At 37.7% G+C, this 14454-nt stretch carries 12 protein-coding genes; 10 read left to right on the forward strand and 2 right to left on the reverse strand.

Going from position 1 to position 14454, the window contains the following annotated elements; genetic code table 11:
• The first annotated feature begins 2 nt into the window (after positions 1–2).
• Genes NST02_RS12705 through NST02_RS12715 form a run of 3 tightly spaced genes read left to right on the forward strand, consistent with a single transcriptional unit; the run spans position 3 to position 2794 of the window.
• Positions 3–1403: a DEAD/DEAH box helicase gene (locus NST02_RS12705; protein WP_340949108.1), complete on the forward strand. Its 1401-nt coding sequence runs from the start codon at positions 3–5 to the stop codon at positions 1401–1403.
• Positions 1400–1840: a branched-chain amino acid aminotransferase gene (locus tag NST02_RS12710; RefSeq protein ID WP_235879501.1), complete on the forward strand. Its 441-nt coding sequence runs from the start codon at positions 1400–1402 to the stop codon at positions 1838–1840. The genes NST02_RS12705 and NST02_RS12710 overlap by 4 nt, the downstream gene beginning before the upstream one ends.
• Before the next feature lie 33 nt (positions 1841–1873).
• Positions 1874–2794: a CBASS cGAMP-activated phospholipase gene (locus NST02_RS12715; protein ID WP_095306170.1), complete on the forward strand. Its 921-nt coding sequence runs from the start codon at positions 1874–1876 to the stop codon at positions 2792–2794.
• A gap of 57 nt (positions 2795–2851) precedes the next feature.
• On the opposite strand, the gene NST02_RS12720 is transcribed toward NST02_RS12715, so the two are convergent.
• Complete coding sequence (locus NST02_RS12720) at positions 2852–3019, reverse strand: hypothetical protein (RefSeq protein WP_170211323.1); 168 nt, start codon at positions 3017–3019, stop codon at positions 2852–2854.
• A gap of 104 nt (positions 3020–3123) precedes the next feature.
• Positions 3124–3318, reverse strand: coding sequence for a DUF2187 family protein (locus tag NST02_RS12725; protein WP_170211322.1), 195 nt, complete (start codon positions 3316–3318; stop codon positions 3124–3126).
• Between the two features lie 359 nt (positions 3319–3677).
• Between NST02_RS12725 and NST02_RS12730 the strand changes: the two genes are divergently transcribed.
• The 7 genes from NST02_RS12730 to NST02_RS12760 all read left to right on the forward strand — a co-directional run bounded on the left by NST02_RS12730 (position 3678) and on the right by NST02_RS12760 (position 14448).
• Positions 3678–4346, forward strand: a complete 669-nt coding sequence (locus tag NST02_RS12730; RefSeq protein WP_137744073.1) for a TetR/AcrR family transcriptional regulator — start codon at positions 3678–3680, stop codon at positions 4344–4346.
• On the forward strand, positions 4337–5059 hold the full coding sequence (locus tag NST02_RS12735; protein WP_095306167.1) for a GTP pyrophosphokinase: 723 nt from the start codon (positions 4337–4339) through the stop codon (positions 5057–5059). Before NST02_RS12730 ends, NST02_RS12735 begins: the two co-directional genes overlap by 10 nt.
• 755 nt (positions 5060–5814) lie before the next feature.
• Positions 5815–7728, forward strand: coding sequence for a 1,4-alpha-glucan branching protein GlgB (gene glgB / locus NST02_RS12740; protein WP_340949109.1), 1914 nt, complete (start codon positions 5815–5817; stop codon positions 7726–7728).
• 21 nt (positions 7729–7749) lie between these two features.
• Entirely contained in the window at positions 7750–9039 is a 1290-nt protein-coding gene (locus tag NST02_RS12745) for a glucose-1-phosphate adenylyltransferase (protein WP_137744071.1), read from the forward strand.
• On the forward strand, positions 9036–10154 hold the full coding sequence (gene glgD, locus NST02_RS12750) for a glucose-1-phosphate adenylyltransferase subunit GlgD (RefSeq protein WP_137744070.1): 1119 nt from the start codon (positions 9036–9038) through the stop codon (positions 10152–10154). Before NST02_RS12745 ends, glgD begins: the two co-directional genes overlap by 4 nt.
• A 122-nt stretch (positions 10155–10276) precedes the next feature.
• Positions 10277–11869, forward strand: a complete 1593-nt coding sequence (locus NST02_RS12755) for a glycogen synthase (protein ID WP_095306163.1) — start codon at positions 10277–10279, stop codon at positions 11867–11869.
• A gap of 155 nt (positions 11870–12024) precedes the next feature.
• On the forward strand, positions 12025–14448 hold the full coding sequence (locus NST02_RS12760; RefSeq protein ID WP_340949110.1) for a glycogen/starch/alpha-glucan phosphorylase: 2424 nt from the start codon (positions 12025–12027) through the stop codon (positions 14446–14448).
• The last annotated feature ends 6 nt before the right edge of the window (positions 14449–14454 follow it).

Below are 14454 nucleotides of genomic sequence, written 5' to 3' on the forward strand. Positions count from 1 at the left end.
ATATGCAAAGTTTTTCAGCGTTAGGTATTTCGCAAAAATTGGTCGATAAAATGAGCGACAATGGGATTGTTGTTCCAACTCCAATTCAAGAGCAAGCAATCCCATCGATTATCGATAAAAGAGATGTTATTGCACAGGCACAAACAGGGACAGGAAAAACATTTGCTTTCCTATTGCCGATGATTGATAATATTGAACCGAATTCCTCACATATTCAAGCGTTGATTGTTGCACCAACAAGAGAGCTGGCTTTACAAATTACTGAAGAAGCAAAGAAATTAGTTGAGAACCTTGATGGAATAGATGTTTTGTCTGTTTATGGCGGACAAGATGTAGAAAAGCAATTAAAGAAACTTCAACATCATGTGCAAATTATTGTTGGAACACCTGGAAGAGTATTGGATCATATTCGCCGCAAAACTTTGACTTTATCAAAGGTCTCCTATCTTGTTCTCGATGAGGCGGATCAAATGCTTCACATTGGTTTTCTTGACGAAGTTGAGGAAATTATAAATGAGACTCCGAAAACAAGGCAGACATTATTATTTTCGGCAACCATTCCAGAAGAAATCCGCAAGTTATCTGAAAAGCATATGTGCAGGCCGCTGTTTATTCAGGTTGAAAAGGTTCAGGGGCCTGCCACGACCGTTAAGCAAATTGCGATTCATACGGTGGATCGAGCAAAGCAGGGAACATTAATCAAGCTGCTCGAAATGCACCGTCCATTTTTAGCCGTTGTCTTTTGTCGAACAAAGAGAAGGGTGAGTAAATTAGCCGGGGTTCTGAAAGCACAAGGCATTTCCTGTGATGAGCTGCATGGGGATTTATCTCAGCCAAAACGGGAACAAGTGATGAAACGATTTCGGGAGGCAGAAATCCAAGTCTTAGTTGCCACTGATGTGGCGGCAAGGGGACTTGATGTAGAAGGTGTCACCCATGTGTTTAATTATGACATTCCCCAAGATAGTGAAAGCTATGTTCATCGTATTGGGAGAACAGGGAGAGCTGGAATGAAGGGAATGGCTATCACCTTGTACTCATCAGCCGATCGCGTAGCATTAGATTTAATTGAGTCAGAATTGAATATTCGCATTCCGAAGCAAAATATCGGTAATACAGAGCAAAAGAAACAAAAGGGAAGAGAATCGACAAATGAGACAAAAACAAAAGGAGAGGTAGGAAAAGAGGGTAAGAATTTCAGGCGTTCACAAACTGCATCTAAAAAGAAAGAACGTGCAAAGCAAGAGCGGAATCGTCAAACTTCATCTGGAGCAGATAATCAAAAAAAGAAATTGAAAAAGGGCGGCGGCCAGAGTGAAAATAAAAAACAACACTCTTACCCTAAGAAGAAAAAGAGCAACAGTGTAGGGAAACGAAAGTCATACCGAGGTGATCCCAAATGATGGAAGATGTTTATATTGAACGTTCCGATAAAGAAACAGAAGAGTTTATCGCGGAAGAAAGTTCAGCATTTTTAGAGACTAAAATTAACTATTTAAAAGAACATAAAAATGAGTTTATTTATTTTGAAACAAGTGAGTTGACTGAAATAGGCGTTGATTCCTTGTCAATTGAAGTCGATGATGTTTTTGCAACCTATGATGTGATGCTTGGATTAAAGCTTGCAAAAAAACAGGATTCAGCCATCAGAGCGTTTTTAGATCAAGAGTTGAATGGAAATGATATTAAATATGACTTAATGTTTGATCAAGGTGACGGTCTGTGGAATGTCAATTTTACTTTAGATTATGTGTCCGGTTTTATGGAGGACATGACACTGGCAAGCGCACTTCGCTTAATCATTGATTTTCTTACTCGTTTAGTAAAATTTGTAAAATAGTAACATCCATTTCAAACTTAAAAGGTGATCGTATTGAAGGTTCTCTGCATTGACGGTGGAGGAATAAGGGGAGTATTTGCCGTTGCCATTCTCGCTGAAATTGAAAAAGAATTAGGGAAGCCTGTCGGTGAAGCATTTGATCTGATTGCTGGAACGAGTACAGGGGCGATTGTCGCAGCCTCTGTTGCTCTTAAGAAGCAAATGAGTGAAGTACTTGATTATTACAAACGGTATGCGGAAAAAATTTTTCTAAGACAAGCGAAAGTCGGCTTTTTTAAGACAGTGTACAATGATCGGTACATGCGCCGTTTTTTTCAAAAAGCGTTCGGAGATGATTGTTTAGCAGACATTAAAAAACCGTTGCTCATCCCAGCCGTCGACCTTACCAATGGAAGGCCGTATATTCATCGGACGAATTTCGGGCGTGCTCCAAAGGAAAACGATCTTTCTATAAAACTTTGGGATGCAGTACTCTCGTCGTGCTCTGCTCCCCTCTATTTTCCGCCAAACAATATGGAGGGTAAATTTCTTTCCATTGATGGTGGCTTATGGGCCAACAATCCTTCTTTAGTTTGCTTAACTGAAGCGCTCCATCAGTTTGAGGAAAAATTTGAGAATATAACAATTGTTTCAATTGGAACGGGCAAACAAAAAATTGATTTTTCAAGCAAAACCAATCAAGACTGGGGAGCAAGACAATGGCTACCTTTGCAATTTCCTTCACTTAAAGTAACACCTAAATTACTTGACTTAGCATTGCATTTGTCGTCTGAATCAATTACCTACCATTGTGAGCAATTTCTTAAAGGAAATTATATCAGGATAAACGAGGATTTGGGTCGAGAGATTCCTTTCGACGAAGTGAAATTTATCGATGATATGATCGACTTCGCCAATGTTTGTTTAAGGAGGGAGAAGGATAATATCCTCCAGGTAATTTCAGCTGAAAAATAAAAGTCTACGACAGTTCGTAGACTTTTTTAATGGATTATATCAATAATAAATGTAAAATTATAAATTATTCCCTAGTTTATTCCCTTTTAAATCGGCAATTGGGATGGTAATGACCTTTCCGCCGATCTGCACATGTATCGTATCATTGAAAATGGCTTTAACTAAACCTTTTAAGGAAATTTGAGAATCAACTGCGATTTTCTTGTTATCAGGGGTTTTTGTCATTTTTTTCACCCTCCAAAAGTTAAAGTAAAATAAAAAAAGACAAATTCGAAATCCATCCTTCGAGATTGGATTTTTTTTATTATAAATCAAGTACTAGCAAAATATCAAACAAAAACAACTTTGTAATGTTTATGAGAGACGACCGTAAAAGGAGTATCTAAACTTAATTTATCTGCATCTGATGGTTCCAATTTTACGATGATACTCTGCTCCCGAATAATCGTTACCGTGCCGAAAAATGTATGTCCGAATCTAGTAAATTTAACTGTATCTCCGATAGCTGCTTTTTTTGAAGTCAATATAAACTACTCCTTATGCTGTGCTTTTTATCCTTCAAGCAAATAAGCATGACTTTATCGTCTAAGTCATTCAAATGATTGCCAATATCAGCCTATTTTTATAATTTATTCAATGTCACTGTTGATTTTGACTATGGAATCAGAGCGCCTTTTCAGCATAACTGAAAGGTGTGTGAAACCAAGGTTTTAAAAGAAACGAGCCAAAAATCTTTGCTCAAAAATATGGTTTAGCAAAACTTTTTAAAAAAATAATATGAACTTAAGTTCAAGTATGGCATTACTGAGAAAATAAGTCAACGAAAACATGAACTCTAGTTCAACTTAAGGGGCTGTGCTATAATAATCATGAGGTGGCGAAGATGACAGAAAAAGATGATGGACAACTTGTTGGCTCGTTTCCGATTATGCCAAAGCAAGCACGAGCCCAGCAGAAAAGAGAAGCATTACTCAGAAGTGGGAGTATTCTATTTGTGGAGAGAGGCTTTGATCAAACGACAGCAAAGGAAATTGCTCTCCATGCCGGCGTAGCAACAGGAACCTTTTATCGCTATTTTGCTGATAAGAGGCAGCTTCTTATGTCTTTGTTAGAAGAGAATTTTGATTTGCTGATGCCACCAAAACCAGATTGGGATAATGTGAACCCAGAGTTTTTTTTAGCAGCCTTAATGAAGGAACACTTTGGGAAAATGAACAGACTAGGATTGCATCGGGTTCTTCCAGAGCTGGTTAGTCGTGATCCAGAATTGGCTGAAGTGGTACGAAAGACGAAACGAATCATTCATAAGCAAATATATAATGGATTGAAAACGACAAAAGAGCATGGATTGACTTGGGATGACTTAAGCCTTGATACCATATCATGGACGATTATAGCGCTTCTTGAAAAAATCCCTGAAATGCATGCAGAAAGCGGGAAGGAACCAGATTTTCCGGAAATCGCAAAGATTATCTGTCGATTAGTATTTCCACCTGACAAACTTTCACAGCTTAAAAAAATACGAGAGATGAGTGACAAAAAATGGATATGACTAATTTTAAAAATGTAAAAATCGAATTAACGAGATTTATGATGGCATATAAATTCGCCCTTGATGAAATGAATACGAAAATTAATATTTTGAAAGAAGAGTTTAATTATATTCATGACTATAATCCGATTGAGCATGTCTCTTCTCGTGTGAAATCCCCGGAAAGTATCTTCAAAAAAATGTATCGAAAGGGATACCCTTTTTCCCTATCCTCTATTAAGGAAAATATTAAAGACATCGCAGGAATTCGTATTACCTGTTCATTTATTTCAGATATATATGAAATTAGCAATATGCTCCAGCAACAAAAAGATATCACGCTGTTGGCTTGCAAAGATTATATTTCCAATCCTAAGCCCAATGGTTATCAAAGCCTTCATTTAATCCTTGAGATTCCAATATTTATGTCTGATCGAGAAGAATTGATTCCAGTGGAAATACAGATTAGAACGATCGCAATGGACTTTTGGGCGAGCCTGGAGCATAAGATCTTTTATAAATATAATAAAGAAGTCCCGGAAAAATTGATTATGGAACTGAAAGATGCTGCAATAGTTGCATCAGAGCTTGATCAAAAAATGGAAAGAATTCATAAAGAAATGGCCATTATAAAGGAAACGAATCGAAAAAAAGAAGATGAGCAATTTCTTTTGAATATGGATGAGCAAACGCTTAAACTTTCCAAGAGTTTGCTTGAAACGTTTGCAAAATAGAATTGAAGGAGGAACTGCCAGAGAAGTCCATAAAATAAAAGAAATGGAGAAAAAGTTTTTCTCTTGAGGGATATTCTGAGGATGTTGTGGACAAAAGCTATCAATTTCGAATTCAGCATGTACTTTATCGAACCCGGCAGAGAAAATCTACGGAACGACCGATTGCCCTTGGTGTGATCCCATCTATTTCGACTTAGCGTCGTGATAGATGGTGGATTAACATTTAAGGGCTGTTTTTGCCTTCGTTTTCATTTCTTGAAGACGATATTTGACCGATTTTCCTTTGCTTTCGTACATTGTCCTATCCCGTACTAACAAAATCGTCCGGTTACTTAGACTTTACTGTAAAGGACGATTTTTTTGGCATTTTTCGAGAGTCAAAATGGCTATTTTGCCAGTTCTTTGGAGTGAGGATTTGGAGACTAGTGCGGGAAAAGCACGTTAAACTGAGATCCGCAGGAGCTTGCGATTTTGCGAAATCGAGTGTTTTCGAACGGAATTCAATCTATTTATAAGCTGCTGAAAGTTAGCCAATAAAGATGAGGATTCCGCTCTATTACATAAAAATTTCCATACGTTTGAAATCTTTGTAAGAATTTCTCACAAAATTTACAAATAATGCTAACATAAATGTTACAATATGATTCATATTATGAATTTAATCTTGGAAAAGTTTTCTTTTAGGTGCTGAACCGCTAGCTGACTTACGTTCATGCATTGTATGCAAGCTAAAATTAGGAAAGGAGTTGATTTGAATGCAGCAATATAAAGAAGATATGTCACTGGCAAAATACTTATTTCACCATGGGCAGAACTTTCGAGCATATGATTATTTAGGTTCGCATTTTACAGAAAATAACGAAAAATCAGGCTTTGTTTTTCGTGTCTGGGCGCCTAATGCTCGATCCGTTTCTGTAGTAGGTGATTTTAATCAATGGAATCCTCAATCCCATCCAATGAAAAAGGAGACAGATGAAGGGATATGGGAACTCTTTATTGAGGGATTGGATGAGTATTCATTATACAAGTTTGCTATTTTGACAAAAGATGAACGCATACTTTTTAAAGCTGACCCATATGCATTTCATAGTGAAACGAAGGAAAAAACAGCCTCGTTTACTTATCGATTTGAGCATAAATTTTCATGGACGGACGATGATTGGCAAAAGGTAAAGGCGAGGCAAAACATATATGAATGTCCGCTTAATATATATGAGGTTCATTTAGGTTCGTGGGTAAGAGCTGATAATGGTCACTATGCCAATTACCGTCTAATCGCCGATCGATTAATCCCATATGTGAAAGAAATGGGCTATACCCATTTAGAGTTATTGCCGTTAGCTGAGCATCCGTATGATCGTTCTTGGGGCTACCAAGTTTGCGGCTATTATAGCTTAACATCAAGATTTGGCAAACCGGAGGATTTTATGTATTTTGTAAATTTGGCGCATGAACATGGAATTGGCATTATTATGGACTGGGTTCCGGCTCATTTTCCTAAAGATGCCCACGGATTATATGAATTTGATGGTCAGCCATTGTATGAATATCAAGACCCTTATAAACAAGAACATAAACAGTGGGGGACGAGAATATTCGATTTTGGTAGAAAAGAGGTCCGCTCCTTCCTCATCTCAAACGCCCTCTTTTGGATGGAAAAGTATCATATTGATGGAATTCGAGTAGATGCCGTTGCCTCGATGCTCTATTTAAATTACAACAGAGAAAATGGAGAATGGAGGCCGAATATTCATGGAGGCGATGGGAACTTAGAAGCAATAGAATTTATTAAAGAATTGAACCACACTGTACTAACTAATTTTCCTCATAATTTGATGATAGCAGAAGAATCTACAGCCTGGCCAGGTGTTACACTTCCCCCATCCTACGACGGTTTAGGCTTTAATTTTAAATGGAATATGGGTTGGATGAATGATGTTTTATCATACATTAAGGTCGATCCCATTGCACGTCAATATCATCACGACAAATTAACATTCCCAATTATGTACGCTTGTGAAGAAAATTTCATATTACCAATTTCTCATGATGAAGTTGTTCATGGAAAACATTCATTATTAGATAAAATGCCTGGAGACTACCATGAAAAGTTTGCTGGAGTTCGAAGTTTTCTTCTTTATATGCTTAGTCATCCAGGGAAGAAACTTATGTTTATGGGTGCCGAGATCGGTCAATTTATCGAGTGGAATTGTGAACAACCACTGGAATGGTTTTTGCTGAAATACGAATTACACAAGAAGCTGCGACTTTTTTTTAGCGAAGCGAATCATTTTTATTTACAGAATTCTCCCCTTTGGCAATTAGATTGCAACGAAGAAGGCTTCAAATGGATTTGCCCAAATGATAATAAAAGGAATGTTTTAGCGTTTCGCCGCATCGACAAACATGACAACGATTTGCTCGTTATTGCTAATTTCTCACCCGTGTTATGGGATGATTATTATTTAGGTGTTCCTCAAAAAGGAGTATATAAGGAAGTATTTAATACCAATTTGAAGAAGTTTGGCGGTTCAGGTCTTCGGAATCGCAAGTTATTAGCAACAAGAGATGAGCTAATGCACGGATTTGAGCAATACATTTCTGTTACAGTGCCACCTTTAACCACTATGGTTTTTCAATATAATGAGCGTCAAAAAGTGAGGATTTGAGAAGAAAAGGGGGAGGATTTCATGTTTAGAAAGAAAAAATGTGTGGCAATGCTCCTAGCTGGCGGACAAGGAAGCAGACTTTATGTACTCACAAAACAAATTGCGAAGCCAGCAGTGCATTTCGGTGGAAAGTATCGAATTATCGATTTTACTTTATCAAATTGTATTAATTCTGGTATTGATACAGTCGGTGTGTTAACCCAATATCAGCCACTTGAGTTGAACGATTACATCGATAATGGCGAACCATGGGATTTGGATCGAACATATGGGGGTGTTCACATCCTTCCTCCATATCAGCGTGTTCATGGGGGAGATTGGTATAAAGGAACGGCAAATGCGATCTATCAAAATATGAATTTTATTGATCGGTATACACCGGAATATGTGCTTATTTTATCAGGTGATCACATTTATAAAATGGATTATAGCAAAATGCTTGACTATCATATTGAGAAAAATGCGGACTGCACGATTGCTGTACTATCTGTTCCGCTTGAAGAGGCAAGTCGTTTTGGGATAACGAATACGTATGATGACGGAAGAATCTATGAGTTTGAAGAAAAGCCAACGGAGCCTAAAAGCAATAAGGCGTCGATGGGGGTGTATATTTTCAAGAAGGAGGCATTGTATCGCTATTTAATTGAGGATGAGGCCGATGAATATTCGTCAAAAGATTTTGGCAAAAACGTCATTCCAGCCATGCTTCAAAGCGGTGAAAAATTATATGCTTATCCGTTTCAAGGGTACTGGAAGGACGTTGGAACATTGCAGTCCTTATGGGAGGCGAATATGGACTTATTAGGAACATCCCCAAAGCTTGACTTAAATGACCATAAATGGAAAATCAGCTATCGTCACTATCCTGATCACCCTCACTATATTGGGAAAGGGGCAATGGTGGCAGACAGCGTGATCGCAGAGGGCTGTGAAATTCATGGCACGGTTGTAAACTCAGTTCTCTTTAGCGGAGTAACAATTGAAAAAGGGGCGGTAGTAAAGGATAGTGTCGTGATGAGAAACACTCTTATAAAAGAAGGGGCATCAATCGATTACAGCATCGTTGATGTAGGCGTTCAAGTTGGTCAAAATGTGAAAATTGGCGAAGAAAAAGTAAACGAGGGAGAGCTGACGGTTTTAGGAAGTGGTGTAAAGGTTAAGGAAGATACATTTATCCATGGCGGCGAAATCGTTGACAGCAATATGTATATCAAGTATTTAGAAAAACCCATGGCAAAAGGTTTTGCTATTACTCGAAAAACAGACGGTGCCATACATGCTAATTTTCTTGAAAGAGGGGTTGTCGAATGAATGCCGTAGGGATCGTCTTTTCTAATATTGGCGATAAACATGTACCTGAGATTACAAAAAAGCGAATTATGGCCACTGTACCGTTTGGCGGAAGATACCGTCTTATTGACTTTGTGCTTTCAAATATGACAAACTCTGGCATCAATAAAATTGGGATTATTGCAAAAAGAAATGACCAAAATATGATCGATCATATTGGAACAGGAAAGGCTTGGGATTTGGCGCGGAAAAGAGGCGGGATTCGCGTGATTCAGCCTTATGGTGATGATTCTGATGGAATAATTCCCATTGATAACCGCTTAGAAACATTAAAAGGAATTATGTATTACTTGGATAAAACCGACGAAAAATACGTTATTTTATCTGATTGCGATATGGTTGGTAATATTTCCTATGCAGATCTTCTTCATAACCATATTGCGCAAAATGCTGATGTTTCTGTTTTATATAAAAGAAGCAGCGAATACGTCAGCTGGAAAAGAACACGAACGCTATTAGAATTGGATGAAAACGAAAGAATTGTAACGGTTAAGGACTCAAGTAAAGCGAAGAAAGGCGATGCCTTGTTTTTAGGAACAATGATTTTACAAAAGGATTTTTTAAAAAGACATATTCTCAAGGCTGTCCATTATGGATATAAACGATTGAGTGATTATTGCAAAGAGTTTTCGGCAGATATAACAATGAAAGGAATTGAGTTTAAGGAATACTCGGAATATATAGATTCGCTGGAAAGCTATTTGAAATGCAATTTGGATCTGCTAAAGCTAGCGGTGCGAGAGGATCTTTTTCGGAAGATTTATCGTCCGATTTACACAAGTGTTAATGATTCAGCTCCTAGTAAATATGGTATGAACGCGGTCGTTGAGAACTCTATCATTGCAGATGGCTGCATCATTAATGGAACAGTCAAAAATTCTGTTGTTTTTCGAGGTGTAAAAATTAAAAGTGGTGCGACAGTGAGCAATAGCATCGTAATGCAAGATAGCGAGATTGGAATTAATGCTACGTTAAACCACATTGTGACCGATAAAAATGTCATTATTGGCGAAAATAGGATGCTGTGCGGACACCAAACCCATCCATTTTATATTGATAAAGGAGCAATTATATAAATTTTAAAGTTGAAAAATTGAAGACAGCAAAACGGCTGTTTATAGAGGAATAGCGACAATGATTGCTGTTCAACAAGGGTTGAGATATTAAAAAAATTGGAATCCTTTGGTGGTGAAGGGAAATGAGGAAGCAGGAGATTGTCAATGATGATCGAGTGAAAACCGAAAAAAATGTAAATTGGCAAGTGAAAATTGTCAATGACAGGTTAGTAGAGCTGGGGAGCAGCAATGTTTCCATTAGAAGAAAGAGTGTGAAAGAAACGTCAAAAGTAAGCCATGGGGATGATAAGATAAATATATTAATAGCAGCTTCGGAAGGAGCTCCATTTTTTGTAACGGGGGGACTTGGTGAAGTTATCGGTTCTCTTCCGAAAGCTATTATGAAAGAAGATAGTCACCAATTCGATATACGGGTAGTGCTTCCACTTTATGAATCGATCCGTCCAGAGGATAGAAGTCAATTGGAGTTTCTTGGCCATTTTGACGTATCTCTTTCGTGGAGGAAGCAATATTGTGGCGTTTTTCAAATCGAAAAGAATGGTGTTATTTATTATTTTATTGACAATGAGTTTTATTTCAGAAGAACGGTCCCTTATGGTTATGGGGATGATGGAGAGCGATTTGCCTTTTTTAGTAAAGCAGTGCTAGAAAGTATCCACTTGATGAATTTTCAACCGACAATTATCCATTGCCATGACTGGCAAACGGCTTTAATCCCAGTTTATCTTCATTTTACTCACCACAATATGGGTATGAAGTCCCTCTTTACCATTCACAATATTGAATATCAAGGAATACATGATTTAAGCATCATTGACGACATTATTGGTTTGCCAAAAGAAGCAGGTGCAATTCTAGAATATAAAGGTGCCGTTAATTTAATGAAAGCTGCAATAGAAACGGCCCATCAAGTAAATACAGTAAGTCCTAGCTATGCAACTGAACTGAGATACGATTATTTTGCTAAAGGGCTGGCTTCTATTATTCAAAGGAATGAAAAAAAGCTGTTAGGTATTTTAAACGGAATTGACATAGATCTATATAATCCACAGACAGATAGTGCCTTATTTACGAATTACGATCGAAATTCACTTGATAAAAAAAGAGAAAATAAGCTTCAACTTCAAAAACTCGTTAATCTTCCGGCGGATGAAAAGGTTCCACTGCTCGCCATCGTAAGCAGACTTGTTCCACATAAAGGGCTTGATTTAGTTACAGGAATGATGGAGAAATTGATGAATGAACAGGTTCAAGTAATCGTTTTAGGGATTGGTGAGAGAAAGTATGAGGACTATTTTCGCTGGATTCACGAACAATATCAAGGAAAAGTCGCGGCACTTATTAGCTTTAATCAAGATTTAGCAAGAAAAATTTATGCCGGTGCAGACTTTTTCTTAATGCCTTCACAAAGTGAACCTTGTGGATTAGCACAAATGATTGCCTTAAGATATGGAACGGTTCCTATTGTCCATGCAGTTGGAGGTTTGCGTGATACAATTCAAGATTGCTCTATTGGTGAGGGGAACGGATTTGTGTTTGAACAGTATAACAGTGATGATCTATTTGCTGCGATTAAGCGTGGATTAAAAGCCTATGAAAATGAAGAAAATTGGGATTCACTACTTAAATGGGTGATGAATCTCAATTATAGCTGGGAAAAATCAGCGAAGGAGTACGAGAAGATCTACTTAAATTTAAATGGGGTCCACGTGTAGTGGACATATTCATTTTTTGCAAAAGCGATAGGTAAGGAAAATGAACAATAAAAGCAGCGTTGGAATAAGGAGATATTTACGTGTATTCAATCAATCACTGTAAGAATTAGATGTTGTCATAAACTATAAAACCCGTTTTGACAGGAGGTATCTCCATGGAAAGCAACATGACCAAGGAAGAATTAAGAGCGCTGATAGAGAATAAATTATCAAGGCATTATGGAATCTCTATAGATGAAGCAGATCGGGCTCAAATGTACAAAAGCTGTGCAAGAACTATTCTCGAATTGTTATCAGAGAAACGTACAAAATTTAATCAAAAAATTAAAGAGAGCCAAGCAAAGAAGGTTTATTATCTTTGCATGGAGTTTCTTGTAGGACGTTCTCTTAAAAATAATTTATATAATTTAGGATTAGAGGATGTATTTCGTAATGTGTTGAAACAATGGAATTTTGACTTAGAGGATCTTTATAATGAAGAACCAGATCCAGGCCTGGGCAATGGAGGGCTTGGCAGACTTGCTTCATGTTTTATGGATTCATTAGCAACACTAGAATACCCTGCAACAGGGTATTCAATTTGTTATGAGTACGGACTTTTCAAGCAAAAAATTGTTGATGGCTGGCAAATGGAGCTGCCTGATATTTGGTTACCTGGTGGTCATGTGTGGTTAAATCAACGAAATGATCTTGTCTGTCATGTTCGATTTAATGGCCATGTTGAGGAAAATTGGACAGATGAAGGTTTGCAAATTAAACATCTTAATTATGATGAAATTGAAGCTGTCCCATATGATTTAATGATCTCCGGTCTAGATTCAGAAGGGGTAGCGATCCTACGGCTTTGGCGAGCAAGAGATTTAAATAATTTTGACATGAGTTCATTCGCCAGTGGTGATTATGATCGCGCTATGACAGAGAAAATGAATGCAGAGGTTATTTGTAAAGTTTTGTATCCGTCTGATAATCATTTTGAAGGAAAGACTCTTCGTTTAAAACAACAATATTTTCTCGTTTCCGCAACTGTGCAGGATATTATTGCAGAGCATCTGCAACAGTATGAAACGTTAGATAATTTTAGCGAAAAAGTAGCTATTCATATAAATGATACTCATCCTGCCCTTTGTATTCCTGAACTCATGCGGATACTTGTTGATGACTATCACTATAGTTGGCAAAGGGCGTATCAGTTGGTAAAAAAAACGGTTAGCTATACGAATCATACGGTGTTGTCTGAAGCGTTGGAGAAATGGCCGGAGGATCTCATTAAAGGACAATTGCCACGTATTTATGGAATTATGAAAGGCTTGAATGAAAGCTATTGTCAAGAATTGTGGAAGCGATATCCAGGAGATTGGGAAAAAATTGAACGGATGTCGATTATTAGTCATGGTCAAGTGAGGATGGCAAATTTATGTGTGATTGGTTCGTCCCATGTCAATGGCGTATCGAAGCTGCATTCGGAAATCATTCAGAAGCATATTTTTTCTGATTATTATCGACTCGACACTAAGAAATTTATTAGTGTAACGAATGGGATTGCTCATCGAAGGTGGCTTTGTCAATCGAATCCGCTTCTAAGTCAGCTTCTCGATGATTGCATTGGTCCAGATTATAAAAAAGACGCTAGCCAACTTGGGAAATTTCGCAATTTTTATGAAAATAAAGAAGTTCTCAGTAGGCTACAAGCGATCAAACAGGCAAACAAAATTCGTTTTTCCAATCAACTCCAGCAAAATGGGATTGTAATCGACCCTCAGTCAATCTTTGTCGTGCAGGCAAAGAGGTTGCATGAATATAAGCGCCAGTTGCTTAATGTGTTAAAAATCATCTCCCTCTATTTAGATTTAAAGGATGAGCCAAATTTATCCCTTCCTCCGCAGACATTTTTGTTTGCGGCAAAAGCAGCTCCAGGATATTATTCGGCTAAAGAAGTGATTCGACTAATTTGGAATTTGAGTAACGAGATTGAAAAGGATGCAACCATAAGAGAAAAAATTCGCGTAGTCTTCTTAGAAAATTACGATGTCACAATGGCGGAGGGATTATTGCCAGCCGCTGATGTTAGTGAACAAATTTCTCTTGCTGGAAAAGAAGCGAGCGGTACGGGAAATATGAAGATGATGATTAACGGGGCGCTCACAATCGGAACGATGGATGGAGCCAATGTCGAAATTTATGAAGCAGTAGGAAAAGAGAATATTTTTATTTTTGGAATGACTGCAGAGGAAGTTGAGAACAAATGGAAGGAAGGTTATGCTGCTTACTCATATTATCATAACAATGAAAAGATACATAGGGTAGTCGAGTATTTGCGCCATGGCTTTAATGGGGAGTCGTTTGAATCCATCTATCGTTACTTATTGGTAGGGGATTACGGCATTGGCGATCCATATATGTGTCTTGCTGATTTCGAAAGTTATCTGGATGTATACAAGGAGCTGCTTGAAGCGTATCATGCTCCATTTAGATGGAGTCAAAAAGCATTAATCAATATTGCTGGTGCTGAACGTTTTGCAGCTGACAGGAGCATTCAAGAATATACGAATAAAATATGGAATATTCCGACTCTAGTATAACTAATA

The organism is Robertmurraya sp. FSL W8-0741 (assembly GCF_038004005.1).
Taxonomy (GTDB): Bacteria; Bacillota; Bacilli; order Bacillales; family Cytobacillaceae; genus Robertmurraya; species Robertmurraya siralis.

Bases quoted from the DNA above. Each gene is read 5' to 3' on its own strand.
- NST02_RS12755 (WP_095306163.1), top strand. From the start codon at position 10,277: ATGAGGAAGCAGGAGATTGTCAATGATGATCGAGTGAAAACCGAAAAA.
- NST02_RS12745 (WP_137744071.1), top strand. From the start codon at position 7,750: ATGTTTAGAAAGAAAAAATGTGTGGCAATGCTCCTAGCTGGCGGACAA.
- NST02_RS12730 (WP_137744073.1), top strand. From the start codon at position 3,678: ATGACAGAAAAAGATGATGGACAACTTGTTGGCTCGTTTCCGATTATG.
- glgD (WP_137744070.1), top strand. From the start codon at position 9,036: ATGAATGCCGTAGGGATCGTCTTTTCTAATATTGGCGATAAACATGTA.
- NST02_RS12760 (WP_340949110.1), top strand. From the start codon at position 12,025: ATGGAAAGCAACATGACCAAGGAAGAATTAAGAGCGCTGATAGAGAAT.
- glgB (WP_340949109.1), top strand. From the start codon at position 5,815: ATGCAGCAATATAAAGAAGATATGTCACTGGCAAAATACTTATTTCAC.
- NST02_RS12720 (WP_170211323.1), bottom strand. From the start codon at position 3,019: ATGACAAAAACCCCTGATAACAAGAAAATCGCAGTTGATTCTCAAATT.
- NST02_RS12710 (WP_235879501.1), top strand. From the start codon at position 1,400: ATGATGGAAGATGTTTATATTGAACGTTCCGATAAAGAAACAGAAGAG.
- NST02_RS12735 (WP_095306167.1), top strand. From the start codon at position 4,337: ATGGATATGACTAATTTTAAAAATGTAAAAATCGAATTAACGAGATTT.
- NST02_RS12705 (WP_340949108.1), top strand. From the start codon at position 3: ATGCAAAGTTTTTCAGCGTTAGGTATTTCGCAAAAATTGGTCGATAAA.